At 66.1% G+C, this 17,930-nt stretch carries 17 protein-coding genes; 10 read left to right on the top strand and 7 right to left on the bottom strand.

Annotation, left to right across the window (positions count from 1 at the left end; translation table 11 throughout):
• From KW845_RS03620 to KW845_RS03575, 10 genes are all read left to right on the top strand, one after another.
• Positions 1 to 1,452 (top strand): bifunctional 2-methylcitrate dehydratase/aconitate hydratase, encoded by a 1,452-nt coding sequence (locus tag KW845_RS03620; protein WP_218367800.1) that lies wholly within the window; start codon positions 1 to 3, stop codon positions 1,450 to 1,452.
• 193 nt (positions 1,453 to 1,645) lie between these two features.
• A complete protein-coding gene (locus tag KW845_RS03615) occupies positions 1,646 to 2,068 on the top strand; it encodes a CopD family protein (RefSeq protein ID WP_218367799.1) in 423 nt (140 codons plus the stop codon).
• Positions 2,069 to 2,098: 30 nt separating this feature from the next.
• The gene (locus KW845_RS03610) at positions 2,099 to 3,523 is read left to right on the top strand and encodes a class I SAM-dependent RNA methyltransferase (protein WP_218367798.1); all 1,425 of its coding nucleotides are present in this window, start codon (positions 2,099 to 2,101) and stop codon (positions 3,521 to 3,523) included.
• A gap of 239 nt (positions 3,524 to 3,762) precedes the next feature.
• The gene (locus KW845_RS03605; RefSeq protein ID WP_218367797.1) at positions 3,763 to 3,954 is read left to right on the top strand and encodes a hypothetical protein; all 192 of its coding nucleotides are present in this window, start codon (positions 3,763 to 3,765) and stop codon (positions 3,952 to 3,954) included.
• 156 nt (positions 3,955 to 4,110) lie between these two features.
• A complete protein-coding gene (locus KW845_RS03600; protein WP_218367796.1) occupies positions 4,111 to 4,620 on the top strand; it encodes an RDD family protein in 510 nt (169 codons plus the stop codon).
• An 83-nt stretch (positions 4,621 to 4,703) separates the two neighbouring features.
• Positions 4,704 to 5,579 (top strand): UDP-2,3-diacylglucosamine diphosphatase, encoded by an 876-nt coding sequence (locus KW845_RS03595; protein WP_218367795.1) that lies wholly within the window; start codon positions 4,704 to 4,706, stop codon positions 5,577 to 5,579.
• Between the two features lie 136 nt (positions 5,580 to 5,715).
• Positions 5,716 to 7,380, top strand: a complete 1,665-nt coding sequence (locus KW845_RS03590; protein ID WP_218367794.1) for an acyl-CoA synthetase — start codon at positions 5,716 to 5,718, stop codon at positions 7,378 to 7,380.
• 21 nt (positions 7,381 to 7,401) lie between these two features.
• Entirely contained in the window at positions 7,402 to 7,923 is a 522-nt protein-coding gene (locus KW845_RS03585) for a gamma carbonic anhydrase family protein (RefSeq protein WP_218367793.1), read from the top strand.
• Positions 7,924 to 7,959: 36 nt separating this feature from the next.
• On the top strand, positions 7,960 to 8,877 hold the full coding sequence (gene hslO, locus KW845_RS03580; protein WP_218367792.1) for an Hsp33 family molecular chaperone HslO: 918 nt from the start codon (positions 7,960 to 7,962) through the stop codon (positions 8,875 to 8,877).
• A gap of 110 nt (positions 8,878 to 8,987) precedes the next feature.
• Positions 8,988 to 9,752 (top strand): pilus assembly protein, encoded by a 765-nt coding sequence (locus KW845_RS03575; RefSeq protein ID WP_218367791.1) that lies wholly within the window; start codon positions 8,988 to 8,990, stop codon positions 9,750 to 9,752.
• A gap of 16 nt (positions 9,753 to 9,768) precedes the next feature.
• Here the strand turns inward: KW845_RS03575 and ftsB are convergent, their stop codons facing one another.
• From ftsB to KW845_RS03540, 7 genes are all read right to left on the bottom strand, one after another.
• Positions 9,769 to 10,116 (bottom strand): cell division protein FtsB, encoded by a 348-nt coding sequence (gene ftsB / locus KW845_RS03570; RefSeq protein WP_218367790.1) that lies wholly within the window; start codon positions 10,114 to 10,116, stop codon positions 9,769 to 9,771.
• A 67-nt stretch (positions 10,117 to 10,183) separates the two neighbouring features.
• A complete protein-coding gene (gene eno, locus KW845_RS03565) occupies positions 10,184 to 11,470 on the bottom strand; it encodes a phosphopyruvate hydratase (RefSeq protein WP_218367789.1) in 1,287 nt (428 codons plus the stop codon).
• 50 nt (positions 11,471 to 11,520) lie between these two features.
• Entirely contained in the window at positions 11,521 to 12,375 is an 855-nt protein-coding gene (gene kdsA / locus KW845_RS03560; protein WP_218367788.1) for a 3-deoxy-8-phosphooctulonate synthase, read from the bottom strand.
• The gene (locus KW845_RS03555) at positions 12,376 to 14,022 is read right to left on the bottom strand and encodes a CTP synthase (RefSeq protein ID WP_218367787.1); all 1,647 of its coding nucleotides are present in this window, start codon (positions 14,020 to 14,022) and stop codon (positions 12,376 to 12,378) included.
• 170 nt (positions 14,023 to 14,192) lie between these two features.
• The gene (locus KW845_RS03550; protein ID WP_218367786.1) at positions 14,193 to 15,992 is read right to left on the bottom strand and encodes an aminopeptidase P family protein; all 1,800 of its coding nucleotides are present in this window, start codon (positions 15,990 to 15,992) and stop codon (positions 14,193 to 14,195) included.
• 8 nt (positions 15,993 to 16,000) lie between these two features.
• On the bottom strand, positions 16,001 to 16,819 hold the full coding sequence (locus KW845_RS03545) for a M55 family metallopeptidase (RefSeq protein ID WP_218367785.1): 819 nt from the start codon (positions 16,817 to 16,819) through the stop codon (positions 16,001 to 16,003).
• Between the two features lie 28 nt (positions 16,820 to 16,847).
• Positions 16,848 to 17,927 carry a P1 family peptidase gene (locus KW845_RS03540; protein WP_218367784.1) on the bottom strand — a complete coding sequence of 360 codons (1,080 nt, stop codon included), beginning with the start codon at positions 17,925 to 17,927 and terminating at the stop codon, positions 16,848 to 16,850.
• Positions 17,928 to 17,930: the final 3 nt, after the last annotated feature.

Genomic DNA, 17,930 nt, shown 5'->3' with positions numbered 1-17,930 from the left:
ATGTCTACCCCCGTCTCCAACGTCCGCCCCGACCCGGATCAGGTCCTGGTCGACATCGTCGACTATGTCCTGGGCTACGAAATCAAGAGCGGCCTGGCCTACGAAACGGCCCGCAACTGCCTGATCGACACGCTGGGCTGCGGCCTGGAAGCGCTGGAATACCCCGCCTGCCGCAAGCTGCTGGGCCCCATCGTGCCCGGCACCATGGTGCCCAACGGCGCCAAAGTGCCAGGCACGCAGTTCCAGCTCGACCCGGTACAGGCCGCCTTCAATATCGGCGCCATGATCCGCTGGCTCGATTTCAACGACACCTGGCTGGCCGCCGAATGGGGCCATCCGTCGGACAACCTGGGAGGCATCCTGGCCACGGCCGACTGGCTGTCGCGCAACGCCGTGGCGGCCGGCAAGGCACCGCTGACGATGCGCGATGTGCTCACCGGCATGATCAAGGCGCACGAAATCCAGGGCTGCATCGCGCTTGAGAATTCATTCAACAAGGTCGGCCTGGACCACGTCGTGCTGGTCAAGGTGGCTTCGACCGCCGTGGTCGCGCAGATGCTGGGCCTGAGCCGCGAAGAAACCATCAATGCCGTGTCGCTGGCCTGGGTCGACGGGCAAAGCTTGCGCACCTATCGCCATACCCCCAATACCGGCAGCCGCAAGAGCTGGGCAGCGGGCGACGCCACCAGCCGCGCCGTGCGCCTGGCGCTGATTGCCCGTACCGGTGAAATGGGCTACCCCTCGGTGCTCAGCGCCAAGACCTGGGGCTTCTACGACGTGCTGTTCAAGGGGCAACCGTTCAAGTTCCAGCGGCCCTATGGCAGCTACGTGATGGAAAACGTGCTGTTCAAGATCTCGTTCCCGGCCGAGTTCCACTCGCAGACTGCGGTGGAATGCGCCATGGAGATCCACGCCAGGCTCAAGGCGGCTGGCAAGTCGGCCCAGGACATCCAACGCATAACCATCCGCACGCACGAAGCGTGCATCCGCATCATCGACAAGAAAGGCCCCCTGAACAACCCCGCCGACCGTGACCACTGCATTCAGTACATGGTGGCGGTGCCGGTGCTGTTCGGACGGCTGACGGCTGCCGACTACGAAGACGAGATCGCCCGCGATCCGCGCATCGACGCGCTGCGCGACAAGATCGTCTGCGTCGAGGACCCGGCCTACACGCGCGACTATCACGATCCCGACAAGCGCTCGATCGCCAATGCGCTGACGGTGGAACTCAATGACGGCACCCAGTTCGACGAGATCGTCTGCGAATACCCGATCGGCCACAAGCGCCGCCGCAAAGACGGCATCCCGCTGCTGGAAGCCAAGTTCCGCACCAATCTGGCGCGCATCTTCCCGGCCCGGCAGCAGGCGCGCATCCTCGACGCATCGCTCGACCAGAAAACCCTGGAGGCCATGCCCGTACATGAGTACGTGGATTTGTACGTGATCTAGCCGGGGGCCAATTTTTGCGCCGCGCAGGGGTTTTGCTTTCCAGCCCCGTCCTGCGGCGCTCGGGCAGGCGGGACTCTGTCCGAGTAAAGTCGAAGCAACGGCAGGGCGCCGCAGGGACTCGACAAACAAACCAGGCAGCCTGCCGCCATCCTTGACTACAATGCGGGCATCACTTTGCCGTATCGGACGCAGCATGCTTTGGGTAAAGGCCTTTCACATCGTATTCATCGCGTCGTGGTTCGCCGGGCTGTTCTACCTGCCCCGGCTGTACGTGAACCTGGCGCAGCAGTCCGACCCGGCCGTGCAGTCCTGTCTGGTCGGGATGGCCCGCCGCCTGTATCGCTTCACCACCATGCTGGCCATCGTCGCCGTGGCGCTGGGCCTGTGGCTGTATGTCGGCTACGGCATCGGCATGGGTCCTGGCAATGGCTGGATGCATGCCAAGCTGTTCTTCGTGCTGCTCATCATCGGCTACCATCACGCCTGTGGCGTCATGCTGCGCAAGTTCGAGCAAGGCCGCAACACTCGGTCTCACAAGTTCTACCGCTGGTTCAACGAAATTCCCGTCTTGTTGCTGGTGGTGGTGGTGCTGCTGGTAGTGCTCAAGCCCTTCTGACCACCTACCCGGCCCCTGGCCTGGATCCGTATGTCCTCTGATGAACAAGGCCGCCGCAAGACGCTGACGGTCAAGAAAACGGCGCGCGACGCCCACGCAAGCGGCGAAGGCGCCAAGCGTACCCGCAGCGGTGCGCGCGCACGTACGGCCGCGCAGTCCGAGCGCCTTAAAGAACAGGCCGACCGCCGACGGCAACCCGCCGCGCCCGCCCCGGCCGCCGCCCCTGCCCCCTTGCCCGCGCCCCCCGAATTCGACGCGCCACGCGACGACACGATGCGCCGCCGCATGCCGCGCCCCCCACGCGAAGCCGAGACATTCGAGGTGTTCTCCCCCTGCCCCCAAGGCCTGGAAGAAGCCCTGACGGCAGAAATGCAGGCCCTGGGCTTTGCCGACGCGCAGGCCGGCCGGGCCGGCTGCCACTTCAGTGCCGACTGGCCAGGCATCCAGCGCGCCAACCTGTATTCGCGCCTGGCCACGCGCGTCCTGGTCCAGGTGGCCCACGACGAGATCTCGCACGAAGACGACATCCTCGACCTGGCGCGCAGTGTGCCCTGGGAACGTTGGTTCGGCGCAGAGCAAACCTTGCGGGTGGACACCTCGGCCATCAAGAGCCCGGTACAAAGCCTGCACTACTGCAACCTGCGCGCCAAGGACGGCATCTGCGACCGCCTGCGCGACCTGGAAGGCGAACGGCCCAACATCGATACCGTGCGGCCCGACGCGCGCGTGCACCTGTTCCTGACCGGCCATACCGCCACGCTGTACCTGGACACGTCGGGCGAATCGCTGTTCAAGCGTGGCTGGCGCCTGGACAAGGGCGAGGCGCCGCTGCGCGAAAACCTGGCCGCCGGCATGCTGGCACTGGCCGGCTGGGATCCCGCCGCGCCACTGCTGGACCCGTTCTGCGGCAGCGGCACCATCCTGATCGAAGCCGCCTGGATCGCGCTGGGCGTACCCCCCGGTATTTCGCGCCCGTTTGGCTTCGAGCGCCTGCGCGGCCACGACCCGCGCCGCTGGCACGACCTGAAAGACGACGCGCGCGCGCGCATCCTGCCCGGCCTGGACGCCCCGCTGGTGGGCTACGACCTGGACCCCCTGGCGATCGAATACGCGCACAACAATGCCGAACGGGCCTGGCTGACGGCCGACACCATTCGCTTCGAAGTGGGCGATGCCCGCCAGGTGCCGCCCCCTGCCGACCACGGCTGGATCGTCACCAACCCGCCCTATGGCGAACGCATGCCGGCCGAAGACGACGACTTGTGGCGCGCCTGGTCGGCGCACCTGAAGCGAGAATTCGCCAACTGGCAACTGCACGTCATCTCAAGCGACCGTACCCTGCCTCAGCAACTGCGCCTGAAGCCGCTGCGCCGCATCCCGCTGCACAATGGCGCGCTGGATTGCCGCCTGTTCGGCTTCGAACTGGTGGCCGCGGGCTATCGCGAACGGTCTTGATTCTTTCGTTGTAAAAAAGCCGCAATACTGCGCCGCTATCGTGGCTATCAAGCAACACGGCGCCCAAGTGGCGCATTATCGGCTCCAAGAATGCGCACAATGCACCAGGCACTTGCATAAATTCAGGGTTAACCCTAAAATTCGGGTTAACCCTAGACGTTCATAGATCTAGTTGCATAAACCCGATCTAGAACCTCAAATTTACGCAAGTCTACGCAAGAGCAAGTCCTGGAAACATCGTGATCAATGTCAATTCCACCATCCGCCTGACCGACGAACTCGAGCGTCAGCTAATGTTGCAAGCCATCGAAGAACAATTCCGCCCCCGCCCCATGCGCGCCTTGGTCTCTGGCCTGCGCAAGCTGGGCAAGGGTATCAAGTCCGTGGTTGCCCGCGAAGCCGGCGCCAAGGCCGCGCATTCGGCCGCCTGACGGCCGGGCCGCACCCGCGTAACGTACCGATTTCCCCTTGGGGGCTGCTACAGCCCCTTTTAAGACCCACCCGCAACGGTGGGTTTTTTTTTTCCTGGTCCGCCCTACGCCAGCGAGGCACATGGCGGCGGCGCGGATGCGGGATAATACGCCCCCATGATCGACGCCCACCCCCTCTTGACGCCCAGCCGGCTACGCCGTTTTGCCTGCATGATGTACGAAGCCGTACTGTTGTTTGGCGTAGTCTTCCTGGCCGGCTACCTGTTCGACACCCTGACTCAGAGCAAACATGCGCTGATGCTGCGCCATGCGCGCCAGGCCTGGCTGTTCCTGGCCATCGGCGCCTATTTTGTGTTGTGCTGGCGCCGCAAGGGCCAGACCTTGCCCATGAAGACCTGGAACATCCAGTTGGTCGACCGCGATGGCCGGCCGCCCTCGATGCTGCGCCTGGTGGCGCGCTACGTGCTGGCCTGGCCTCTCGTGCTGGTGGGGGCGGCTATCGTGGGCGCGGCGTCGGCCGCCACAGGCTGGAAATCAATGGACATGTTCATCGTGGCCGCGCCGTTCACCATTTTCGTCTGGTCATGGTTCGATCGCGACGGCCAATTCCTGCATGACCGGCTGCTGGGCACCCGCTTGCGCGACGCGCCGCCGCGCAAGGCCTGAAACGGCCACAGGGACGCATCGGTCACAACAGCGTCATCCCGTAGTCATGCAGGCGTCACGGCGGGATGGTTACATCCCTGGGCATGACGACCGCCCCGAGGGATGCCCACGTGACCGAAATCCGCCCTACCCATTGGCGCACGCTCTGGATTTCCGACCTGCACCTGGGCACAGCCGGGTGCAAGGCGGAATTCTTGCTGGACTTCCTGGAACAGAACGAGTCCGACACCCTGTACTTGGTCGGCGACATCATCGACGGCTGGCAACTGCGCAAGCACTGGCACTGGCCGCGTGCCCACAATGACGTGGTGCAGCGCATCCTGCGCAAGGCCCGCAACGGTACCCGGGTCGTGTTCGTACCGGGCAACCACGATGAATTCGCGCGCGAGTTCATCGGCTACGCGTTCGGCGACATCGAGATCCTGGATGAAGACGTACACGTCACGGCGCGCGGGCAGCGCCTGCTGGTGCTGCACGGCGACCAGTTCGACGGCGTGATCCAGCACAGCAAGTGGCTGGCCCACCTGGGCGACACGCTGTACCAGTCGGCCCTGTGGCTGAACCACCACTTCAACCGCCTGAGGCATCGCCTGGGCCTGCATTATTGGTCGCTGTCGCAATACCTGAAGCACAAGGTCAAGAATGCCGTGGCATTCATTACCGACTTCGAGGAAGCCCTGGCTGGCGAAGCCCGGCGGCGCGGACTGGACGGCGTGGTCTGCGGCCACATCCATAAGCCCGAATTGCGCGACGTGGGCGGCGTGCTGTACTGCAACGACGGCGATTGGGTCGAGAGCCTGTCGGCCCTGGCCGAGTCGCATGACGGCCAATTGACGCTGCTGGACTGGAGCGCGGAGCATGCCCGGCGCGAGGCCAGCGCCGGCTCGGGACGCTCGCGGCGGCCCCTGTCTCTGCCGGCACTGCCCTCGGCCTTGCGCCGCCAGGGCAAGCACCCGTAAAAACCCTTATACGTCCCCGTTAGCGGCACGGGAATGTTGCAGTTCGCCGCCCTCTAGGTCATGCTTGCACTTGGGGCATCCCGGTCCCAGGCGGCATTCCCAGGGACAGTCGCCGGCGCGCTTACAACATAGGGCCATGAACGACCAATATCAGGCGCTCTACCAATCATTCCGCTGGCTCGTGCCGACCCAATTCAATATTGCGGAAGCTTGCTGCCACCGCTGGGCGGCCAGCAGTTCGGACGCGCGGCGTATTGCCATTTATTACGAAGACGAAGCCGGCAACCGCGAAGTCTGGACATACGCGCGCCTGTCGGAAGCGGCCAACCAGCTGGCCAATGGCTTGGTAAAAATGGGCGTCGAGCGCGGCGACCGGATCGGTGTGGTTTTGGGACAACGTCCGGAAACCGCCGTGGCGCACATGGCCATCTACAGCGTAGGTGCCGTGGTCGTACCCCTGTCGTCGCTATTCGGGCCCGAGGCCCTGGAAACCCGCTTGCGCGATGCGGATGCCCGCGTCGCCATCGTGGATTACGCCTCGAGCGCCAATTTGCTGGCCGTCAGCGAGAACTGCCCCAACCTGCACCAGATCATCGGCATCGGCTTCGCCGACGAGCGCGTCCTGCCCTGGCGCAGCCTGCTGGCCCGCCAGCCTGGCGACTTCAAGCCCGTGCTGACGCGTGCCTCGGACCCGGCCATCCTGCTCTATACCTCGGGCACCACCGGCGCGCCGAAGGGTGCCCTGCTGCCCCATAGCGTCCTGATCGGCAACCTGCCCGGCTTCGTGGCATCGCAAGACTGGTTTCCCAAGCCCAACGACGTATTCTGGACGCCGGCCGACTGGGCCTGGACGGGCGGCATGATGGATGCCCTGCTGCCCACCCTGTATTTCGGCCACCCCATCGTGGGCACGCGCGGACGCTTCACGCCCGAGCGGGCCTTCGAGCTCATGGAGCGCTACCGGGTCACCAATACCTTCCTGTTCCCGACCGCGCTCAAGATGATGATGAAGGCCGTGCCCGAGCCGGCCAGCCGTTACCGGCTGGCCTTGCGCGCCATCATGAGCGCCGGCGAGAGCGTGGGCGAAACCGTGTTCGAATGGTGCCGCTCGGCGCTGGGCATCACGCCCAACGAGATGTTCGGCCAGACTGAAATGAATTACCTGGTGGGCAATAGCCGCCAGCGCTGGCCGGCCAAGCCGGGCAGCATGGGGCGGCCGTACCCGGGCCACCAGGTGGCAGTGATCGACGATGCCGGCCAGCCGGTGGCGGCGGGTGCAACCGGCGAAATCGCCCTGAACCGGCTCGACATCCACGGTTTCCCCGATCCCATCCTGTTCCTGGGTTATTGGCGCAACGAGGCGGCCACCCAGGCCAAGTTCACGGGCGACTGGTGCCGTACCGGCGACCTGGCCAGCATCGATGCCGACGGCTACCTGTGGTACGCCGGCCGCGCCGACGACGTCTTCAAGTCGGCCGGCTATCGCATCGGCCCGGGTGAAATCGAAAACTGCCTGCTGGGCCACGATGCCGTGGCCAATGCCGCGGTCGTGCCCAAGCCCGACGCCGAGCGCGGCGCGCTGGTCAAGGCCTACGTGGTGCTGACCCCCGAATACGCCAGCCACGACCCCGCCCAGCTTATCCAGGCCCTGCAAGAACACGTGCGCAACCGCCTGGCGCCCTACGAGTACCCGAAGGAAATCGAGTTCATCGACGAACTTCCCATGACCACCACCGGTAAAATCCAGCGCAGGGTGCTGCGCCAGCGCGAAGAAGCGCGGGCCGCGGCCGCCCAGGCTTGATTGCATACCGGAGACCGCTGCATGCCCATTTACCAGCTTGACGTCCATACCCCTGTCATCGACCCCAGCGTGTACATCGCCGACAGCGCCGACATCATCGGCAATGTCACCCTGCAGGCCGGCGTCAGCATCTGGTCGCACGTGGCAATACGGGGCGACAACGCCCCCATCGTCATCCAGGCAGGCAGCAACATCCAGGAATCGAGCGTGCTGCACGTCGACGAAGGCTGTCCGATGACCATCGGGCCCGGCGTCACCGTGGGGCACCAGGCCATGCTGCACGGCTGCACCATCCACGAGGGCGCCCTGATCGGCATGCAGGCCATTGTGCTGAATAATGCCGTGGTCGGGCGCAATTGCCTGGTGGGCGCCGGTGCCATCATCCCCGAAGGCCGGGTCATTCCGGACAATTCGCTGGTCATCGGCATCGGCAAGGTGGTGCGCGAGCTGACAGCCGAAGAAATCGCCGGCATGCACGAGAATACCCGCCACTACGAAACGCGCGCGCAACACTACAAGCAGGCACTCAAGCGCATAGGCTGACGCCGCCCGGACCAGGCGATCGGCTAACATTCCCCCATGACCGATCAACTCAAGAAATACCTGTTCGAAGACCGCTCGGTGCGGGTCCAGGCCGTGCGGTTGCACCAGACCTGGCTGGATGCGCAGGAAAACCACCAGTACCCGCCCGCCGTCCAGCGCCTGCTGGGCGAACTCATGGCGGCCGCGGCCTTGCTGGCAGCCAACATCAAGTTCGAGGGCTCGCTGGTGCTGCAGATCCAGGGTGGCGGCCCGATCGCCCTGGTGGTGGTCGAATGCCAGTCCGACCTGAGCCTGCGCGCCACCGTGAAAGTACGCGAAGGCCATGAAGTGCCAGCCGACGGCAGCATGCAAAGCCTGCTCAATGCCGATGGCCAGGGCCGTTTCATCGTGGTACTGGACCCCCGCCGCAAGGTGCCGGGCCAGCAGACCTACCAGGGTATCGTGCCCCTGGAAGGCGAGACCGTGGCGCAAGCCCTGCAGCACTACATGAAGGCGTCCGAGCAGCTCGACACGCGGCTGTGGCTGCAGGCTGGCGATCAGTACGCTGCCGGCCTGCTGGTGCAGCGCCTGCCCGACCAGGGCGGCGCGGCGCGCGCCGAAAGTACCGCCGACACGCTGGCGCGTGCCACCCTGCTGGCCGACACGCTCGAACCCGATGAACTGGTGCGTGCCGATATCGATACGCTGATCCACCGGCTGTACTGGGAAGAAACACTGATTGCCTTCGAGCCCATCCCGGTACGCTGGCACTGCACGTGCACGCGCGAGCGCGTGGCGGGCATGCTGCGCACCCTGGGCGAGCGCGAGGTCGAAGATATCCTGGCCGAGCAAGGCAGCGTGCGCGTCACCTGCGACTTCTGCGGCAAGCCCTACAAGTTCGATGCGGTCGATTGCTCGGGCCTGTTCGCCCCGGCCCGTCCGATGCCCGAACAAGACCCACCCACCGTGCATTGAAATTGCCCCCCCCGAAGCGCTGCGCGCTTCCACCTTGCGGGTGGACGGGACGGCCCAGGCGTAGATGCCACAATCGACGGCCCAGGCATGGCGCAGGCACACTGCCGGCGATGCCTTACCCTCTGCCTTTTCGATTGCGCCCCTGCGTGCAGCGCCGTGCCATGCCGCGGCACGGCCGTGGCGCCACTTTGCTGGAATTCGCCCTGGCCGCCCCGCCCCTGCTGTTGCTGGGCGTGCTGGCGGCCGAGGCTGCGCACTGGCATCTGGCCCGGCAATTGGCCTATGTGGCCCTGGTCGACGCCGCGCGGGCGGGCGCCACGGCCCACGGCCATCCCGACGCCATCGCCCAAGCCTTTGAACAGGCGGCGCGGCCGCGCCACGCGCAGGCCGGCGGCGATGCGCGAGCGGCGCAACGGCGGGCATGGCGGCGCCTGCAAGTCCAGGCCGGGATGCCCGCCTGGCGCATCGAAGTACTGCAGCCCAGCGCTGTGGCGTTACAGGCTCATGCGCGCGCCGGCCTGGCCGTGGCCGGAGCGCCTGGCCGGCGCGCCGCCAGCAACGACTACCAGGCCGAGCAACACGCCGCGCGCGGCGCCCCGCCTGGCGGCCCGACCATTTTCGATGCCAATACCCTGCATCTGCGCCTGACCTACCTGCACGAGCCCCTGGCGCCCCTGACCCGGGTACTGCTGCGGCAGGCAGGCCGGGCGGCGGAGGCTTGCGCGCAACACGCCCTGGAGCGCGGCCTGCTGGCCCTTCGAATGGAATTGCGCATCGAAATGCAGTCGCACCCGGTCGACTGGCATGCGGCACCGGCGGCGCGCAAGGGCCAAGTGGTCTACGGAAGCTGGGATTGCGCCCGCGACGGGCCTTGAGCCGCAAACGGGCCGATCAGCGGCGCGGCGGCGTGGCGGGTTGGCCAGAAGTGCCGGCCGCAGGCGTGGGCGCGGGCCGCGGCACGGAGCTGCCGGGCGGCAAAATCTGCACGAAGACCTCGCCTTCGCGCATCATGCCCAGTTCACTGCGGGCGCGCTCTTCGATGGCTCCTACGCCGGTAGCCAGGTCGCGCACTTCGGCCTCAAGCGCGGCGTTGCGCGCGCGCAGCCCTTCGTTGGTTTCGTGTTGCGCGGCCACCTGGCGCTGCAGGTCCCATACCTTGAACCAGCCGCCCTTGCCCAGCCAAAGCGGATACTGGATCAGGCCCAGCAAGACGAGCAGCCCCAGGAACAACAGGCGCATATGCGAACACCCTCAACTATTGCGGCCAGCCGCAAGGGCCGGGCGCGGCGCGCCCGGCCCGGTACGGTCAACGCAGGTTGTAGAACGCGTCGAGGCCCGGATAAGAAGCCACTTCGGCCAGTTCTTCTTCGATGCGCAGCAACTGGTTGTACTTGGCCATGCGGTCGGAACGCGACAGCGAACCGGTCTTGATCTGCATGGCGTTGGTCGCCACCGCGATATCGGCGATGGTGGAATCTTCGGTTTCGCCCGAGCGGTGCGACACCACGGCGGTATAGCCGGCACGCTTGGCCATTTCGATGGCGGCGAAGGTCTCGGTCAGGGTGCCGATCTGGTTGATCTTGATCAGGATCGAGTTGGCCACGCCCTTCTGGATGCCTTCTTTCAGGATGCGGGTGTTGGTAACGAACAGGTCGTCGCCCACCAATTGCACCTTCTTGCCCAGTTGGTCTGTCAGCAGTTTCCAGCCATCCCAATCGTTTTCGGCCATGCCGTCCTCGATGCTGATGATGGGGTACTTGTCGCACCAGGTGGCCAGCAGGTTGGCGAATTCTTGCGACGACAGCGACAGGCCGCCTTCGCCGGCCAGCGTGTATTTGCCATCGCGGAAGAACTCGGAACTGGCGCAGTCCAGGCCCAGGGCGATTTGCGAGCCCGGCTCGTAGCCGGCCTCGGTGATGGCCTTCAGGATCAGCTGTATGGCTGCTTCATGGCTGGGCACGTTGGGTGCAAAGCCGCCTTCGTCACCCACGGCCGTGGACATGCCCTGGCCGTGAATGAGCTTCTTCAGGGCGTGGAACACTTCAGCGCCCCAGCGCAAGGCCTCGCGGAAGCTGGTGGCGCCCACCGGCAGGATCATCAGTTCTTGCAGGTCGAGCGTGTTGTTGGCATGCGCGCCCCCATTGATGACGTTCATCATCGGCACAGGCATGCTCATGGGACCGCTGCCGCCGAAGTAGCGGTACAGCGACAGGCCGGATTCGTCGGCGGCGGCACGCGCCACCGCCATGCTGGCGGCCAGCAGAGCATTGGCGCCCAGGCGTTCCTTGCTTTCGGTGCCGTCCAGTTCGATCAGGGTGCGGTCGACGAACGTCTGTTCTTGCGCGTCCAGGCCCATCAGGGCTTCGGATATCTCGGTATTGAGGTTCTCGACCGCGCGCAACACGCCCTTGCCCAGGTAGCGCGACATGTCGCCGTCGCGCAGTTCGATGGCTTCGCGCTGGCCGGTGGAAGCGCCCGACGGCACGGCGGCGCGACCCATGGCGCCGGATTCCAGCAGCACGTCGCACTCGACGGTAGGATTGCCGCGCGAATCGAGGATTTCGCGGCCGATGATATCGACGATTGCACTCATGATTTTTTGATTCCCTGAACGATAGACAGATTCATGACGGCGGCATCAGTTCAGATGAACTGGTTTTCGATGAAGCCGTTGCGTTTGGTCACGCGATCGAGTTCGACCAGCGATTCGAGCAGCGCGGGCATCAGGTCCAGCGGCACGGCGTTGGGGCCGTCGGACATGGCACAAGCCGGATTGGGGTGGGTTTCCATGAACAGGCCCGACACTCCGACAGCCACCGCCGCGCGCGCCAGCACGGGCACGAATTCGCGCTGCCCGCCCGAAGACGTACCCTGCCCGCCCGGCAACTGCACCGAGTGGGTGGCGTCGAACACGACCGGACAGCCCGTTTCCCGCATGATAGCCAGCGAGCGCATGTCGGACACTAAGTTGTTGTATCCGAAAGAAGCGCCGCGCTCGCAAACCAGGATATTACTGCCGTCGCCGCCGGCCTCGATGGCGGCGTCGCGGGCCTTCTGGGCCACTTGCACCATATCGTGCGGCGCCAGGAACTGGCCCTTCTTGATGTTGACCGGCTTGAGCGAGGCTGCGCAGGCCCGGATGAAGTCGGTTTGTCGGCACAGGAAAGCCGGCGTCTGCAACATGTCGACCACGGCGGCCACCGGGCCGACCTGCTCGGTTTCGTGCACATCGGTCAGCACGGGCACGCCCAGTTGGGCGCGCACATCGGACAGGATCTTCAGGCCTTCGTCCATGCCCAGGCCGCGAAACGATTTGCCCGAGCTGCGATTGGCCTTGTCGAACGAACTTTTGTAGATGAACGGGATACCCAGCCTGGCCGTGATTTCCTGCAGGCGGCCGGCGGTTTCGAAGGCCAGTTCGCGCGATTCGATGACGCACGGACCTGCGATCAGGAAAAACGGGTGCTCCAGGCCAATGTCGAAACCGCAGGCTTTCATTCAGGGCTCCTTGCGCGCGTGATTGGCAATGGCCGCCTCGATGAAGCTGGAGAACAGCGGGTGCCCGTCGCGCGGCGTGGAAGTGAATTCGGGGTGGAACTGCACACCCACGAACCACGGGTGGTCGGGAAGTTCCATCATTTCGGGCAGGTTTTCAGTGGGGGTGCGCGCACTGATGACCATGCCCGCCTCTTCCAGGCGCGGCACGTAGACGTTGTTGACTTCGTAGCGGTGGCGATGCCGTTCGTTGACGTCGTCGCCGTAGATGGCTTGCGCGCGGGTGCCCGGCTTGACGGGGCAGCGCTGCGCGCCCTTGCGCATGGTGCCGCCCAAGTCGGAAGCGGCATCGCGCTTTTCGACCTTGCCTTCGCGGTCCATCCATTCGGTGATCAGCGCCACCACCGGATGCGGGGCGGACGGGTCGAATTCGGTGCTGTTGGCGCCGCCCAAACCGGCCACGTGGCGCGCGAACTCGATGACGGCCAGCTGCATGCCCAGGCAGATGCCCAGGTAAGGCACGCCGTTTTCACGAGCATAGCGGATGGCGGCGATCTTGCCTTCGGTGCCCCGCTTGCCGAAACCGCCCGGCACCAGGATGGCGTCCAGGTGCTTGAGCTGGTCGGTACCGCGGGTTTCGATGTCTTCGGAATCGATGTATTCGATATTGATCTTCGAGCGCGTGTGGATGCCGGCATGCACCAGGGCTTCGGACAGCGACTTGTAGGATTCGGTCAGGTCGACGTACTTGCCCACCATGCCGATGGTGAGCTGGTGCTGGGGGTGTTCCAGCGCATCGACCAGGTTGTCCCACATGGACAGGTCGGCCGGCGGCGGCGTCAGCCCCAGGGCCTCGCAGACGATGTTGTCGACGCCCTGCTTGTGCAGCATCGCGGGAATCTTGTAGATGGAGTCGGAATCCCAGACCGAAATGACGGCATCCAGCGGCACGTTGGAGAACATCGAGATCTTGGCGCGCTCGTCGTCGGGAATGGGGCGGTCGGCGCGGCACAGCAGCAGGTTGGGATAGATGCCGATTTCGCGCAGTTTCTGCACCGAGTGCTGGGTGGGCTTGGTCTTGAGCTCGCCGGCCGAGGCAATGAACGGCACCAGCGTCAGGTGCACGAAGGCGGCGTTGTTGCGGCCCAGCCGCAGGCTCATCTGGCGGGCGGCTTCCAGGAACGGCAGCGATTCGATGTCGCCCACCGTGCCGCCGATTTCGACGATGGCCACGTCGGTGGCGCCGTTCCAGGCGGCATCGGCGCCACGGGCGACGAAGTCCTGGATTTCGTTGGTGATGTGCGGAATGACCTGCACCGTCTTGCCCAGGTAATCGCCGCGGCGCTCTTTGCGCAGCACCGATTCGTAGATCTGGCCGGTGGTGAAGTTGTTCACCTTGTGCATCTTGGCCGAGATGAAGCGTTCGTAGTGGCCCAGGTCGAGGTCGGTTTCGGCGCCGTCTTCCGTGACGAACACCTCGCCGTGCTGGAACGGGCTCATGGTGCCGGGGTCGACGTTGATGTAGGGGTCGAGCTTGAGCAGAGTGACTTGCAGGCCGCGCGATTCGAGAATCGCGGCGAGGGACGCGGCGGCGATCCCTTTGCCCAGGGAGGACACCACACCGCCGGTGACAAATACGTATTTGGTCATCGTAATAGGCGCCCGGGACGAGCGGGCGCATGCGGGAAATTTGGATTATAGCCGGGCGCAGGACCGCTCAGGGGTTTTCCCTGATCGTTGTCACGTAACAAAGCCGGAAGGTGCGCCCGCCCCCGAGCAGCCCCGGGGGACCCGTCCACCCGCCCCGGAAAATACCGCGCTCAGTTGGCCAGCAGCGGCTGGGTACGCGCCTGCAGCCAGGCCAGCGCCGTGCCGTCGACCAGCGGCGCCAGGCGCTCGCGCACCGTGCGATGGTAGTCGTCCAGCCAGGCGATTTCGTCGGGCCGCAGCAGCGAGGCATCGATGCAGCGGGTATCGATGGGGCAGAGGGTCAGGGTCTCGAAGCACAGGAACTCGCCCAGTTCGCCCTCGAGCCAGCTGCGATTGGCCACCAGGTTCTCGATGCGGATTCCCCAGCGTCCGGGCCGGTAGATGCCGGGCTCATTGGAGGTGATCATGCCGGGTTCCATGGCCGTGTGGGGACCGGGCGCGGCGCGGTACGAGATGACCTGCGGCCCCTCGTGCACGTTCAGGAAATACCCCACCCCATGGCCGGTGCCGTGGCCGTATTCGGCTCCGCCCTGCCAGATGGGCGCGCGGGCAATGGCATCGAGCATGGGCGATGGCGTGCCGCGCGGGAAAGCCGCCCGTGACAGCGCGATCATGCCCTTGAGCACCAGGGTGAAGTCGGCCTTCTGGTCGGCGTTGGGCTGGCCCACGGCCACCACGCGGGTGATGTCGGTGGTGCCGCCCAGGTACTGGCCGCCCGAATCGATCAGCAGCAAGCCATCGCCCTCGATGGCCGAATGCGATTCGGGTGTGGCCCGGTAGTGCGGCATGGCGCCATTGGCATTGAAACCGGCAATGGTGGCGAAGCTGGGGCACACATAGCCCGGGCGGCGTGCGCGCGCCGCCGTGATTTGTTCGTCGATGGTCAGTTCGGTAACGGCCTCGCGGCCCAGGGCGCTTTCAAACCAGGCGAAGAACTCGCACAGCGCGGCCCCGTCGTGCGCCATGGCCTGGCGCACGTGGGCCAGTTCGGCCTCGGACTTGCGCGACTTGAACAAGGTGCTGGGATTGATTGCCTCGACGCGCGGCACGGCCGGGTTCATGGCGTGGAACACGCCGCAAGTGACCCGGGCCGGATCGATCAGCAGGGTCTGGTCGCACTGCAGCGAGCCCAGCGCCTCGGCGACCAGGCCGTAGGGCGCCACGTCGATGCCATCGGCCGCCAGCGCGGCGCGCAGGGCCACGCCGACCTTGCCGTCGGCCACGAACAGCGTGGCGTGGTCCAGGCCGACCAGGGCATGCGCCAGGAATACCGGGTTGTACGACACATCGGCGCCACGCAGGTTGAACAGCCAGGCAATATCGTCCAGCGTGGACACCAGGTGCACGTCGGCGCCGTGCGCGCGCATGGCTTGGCGCAACTGGGACAGCTTGTCGGCGCGGCTGAGGCAGGCGTAGGGCGGTTCATGCCCGTACACGGGTGCGTCAGGCAAGCCGGGGCGATCGGGCCAGATGTCGGACAGCAGGTCGGCCTGGATGTCCAGGCTGGCCCCCACGGGCGCCAGCGCGGCCGACAGCGCACGGAAAGCCGACAAGCCCAGCACCAGGCCATCCACGCCCACCCGCTGGCCGGCCTGCATGTGCGCGGCCAGCCAGTCGATATGGCCGGGCGTGCCGGCCGCCGCGATTTTCATCAACTGCACGCAGGTACCGGCAAGCTGGGCCTCGGCCTGTACCCAGTAGCGGCTGTCGACCCACAAGCCGGCGAAATCGGCCGTGACCACCAGCGTGCCGGCCGAGCCGGTGAAACCGCTAGCCCACTGGCGGCCCTGCCAGCGAGCGGGCAAGTATTCGGACAAATGCGGATCGGCGGACGGGACGACGCAAGCGTCCAGGCCATGGCGGCGCATGGCCTGCCTGAGCTGGGCGATGCGGGTATCGGTGGAGGGCATGGGGTTCCTTAGCGCAGCATGGACGACATGGCCGACAGGCTGTTGAGCGTGCGGACGGCGGCCTGCATGCTGTCTACGGTGAAGCGCAGGGTGACGCCGTCCACGCGCTCGAGCGTGGGCCACATGCAGAACAGGTCGGCCAGCGCCGAACTCTGGGTCTGCAACCGGCATTCTATAGGCGCGGCGATGCGCAGGGGAACCGCCCCGGCGGCGCCACGCACCGCCGCTGCGGCAGCGGCCGCGATGGCCTGGCGGGCGGCCTCGGGCGACAGCGTGGCGCCGCTGCCTTGGCCGTGCGCCACTTTGGTCTGCACCCACTGGGCATGCGGAAACAGCGGGCCGGTCTCGTCAATGAAGACATCGTCGCCGCTGCCCAGGATCACCGGCACGCCCAGCTCGCCGGCCAGCGCCCCGTACAGCCCGGCCTCGCCCAGCTCGGTGCCGTTGATGAACACGCGTGCGAAGGCAAAGCTGTTGATCGTGTGAGCCAGGATGCCGCGCGCCTGCGAACGGGCGTGGTAGCCGATCATGAAGACGGCATCGCAGGGTTCTTCCAACCCGCCCATCATGCCCAGGTAGCGCGGCTTGCCCAGCACCAGGCGGGCGCGCGGGTCGAGCGCGTCGGGCAGCAGGTTGCGAAAACCGCCATGCGAATCGTTGACCAGGACTTCAGCGGCGCCGCCGGCGAAAGCGCCCTGGATGGCGGCATTGGCCTCGCCCGTCATCCAGGCGCGGGCCCGCTCGTATTCGCCATTGCCGGCCCGGGTCTGCTCGGCATGGAATACGCCGGCCACGCCCTCGATATCGGTGGAAATCAGGATTTTCATGGGATTGTGTCAAAGTTGCGGCGGCCGCCTACAGTTCAGTGCGTGCCAGCCATTCGCGCCAGCGCGGCGCGGCTTCGCGGATGCAGGCGCGGCGATGGCCGTCGCGCCCGTCGACCGATTCGGCATGCCACAGGGCCGCGATGATGGCCTGCTCGGCCGCTTCGGCCGCGGCCTCGAACAGCGGATCGATGCGCGTTTCATGCAGCAGCGGCACGGCGGGCATGCCGCGCTCGGCCAGGTGGGGAATAGTGTAGGCGGTGGAAAACGCCAGCGCGATGTCGCCGCTGCCATGGCCAAACACGGAACCGGTGCGCGCCAGGCCGGCGCCGGCGCGCAGCGCCACGCGGCGCAACTGGCGGGCATCCAGCGGTGCATCGGTGGCGATGAGCAGGATGATGGAGCCCTGCTCGGGGCGCGCGGCCTCGGCGGCGTGCGCCTGGTCTTGCTGGCGGGCCAGTTCGCGGCCGAACGGCCGGCCGGCGATGGTCAGGCTGGGCAGGCGGCCGAAATTGGCCAGCGCCAGCGCCCCCACCGCATGGCGCAGGCCCGGCTGGATAGCGGCGATGCGCGATGCCGAACCGATGCCGCCCTTGAGCGAGAACGACGACATGCCGCGCCCCGCCCCGACCGCCCCCTGCGCGAAGCGGGATTCGGCCGCGGCCAGCGCCTGCGCATAGTGCATTTCCTGCACGGCCAGCGCCTGGATGTCGTTCAGGTAGCCATCATTGCATTCGAACACCAGTGGATTGACGGTGGGCCAATCGCGCCCGATGGCGGGGTTGGCGGCCACGGCGGCGCGGATCTGCGCATTGGCCACTGTGCCCACGCCGAATGTATTGGTCAGGGCCAGCGGCGTTTCCAATACGCCCAGCTCGCGTACCTGGACCAGGCCGGTACTCTTGCCGAAACCGTTGAGCACCGCCGCGGCGGCCGGCACCTTGTCGCGGTAGACGTCGCCGGGGTGCGGACGCACCACCGTGACGCCGGTCTGCAGCGCGCCGTCGGCTATGGTGCAGTGTCCGACGGTGACGCCGCACACATCGCTGATGGCATCCAGCGGCCCCGCCGGCAGCCCGCCGATGCGGGGGAGTATCGATTGCGTATCCATCGC

The organism is Bordetella sp. BOR01 (genome assembly GCF_019218885.1).
GTDB lineage: Bacteria > Pseudomonadota > Gammaproteobacteria > Burkholderiales > Burkholderiaceae_B > Bordetella_A.
This window is presented reverse-complemented; position numbering and strand designations above follow the sequence as displayed.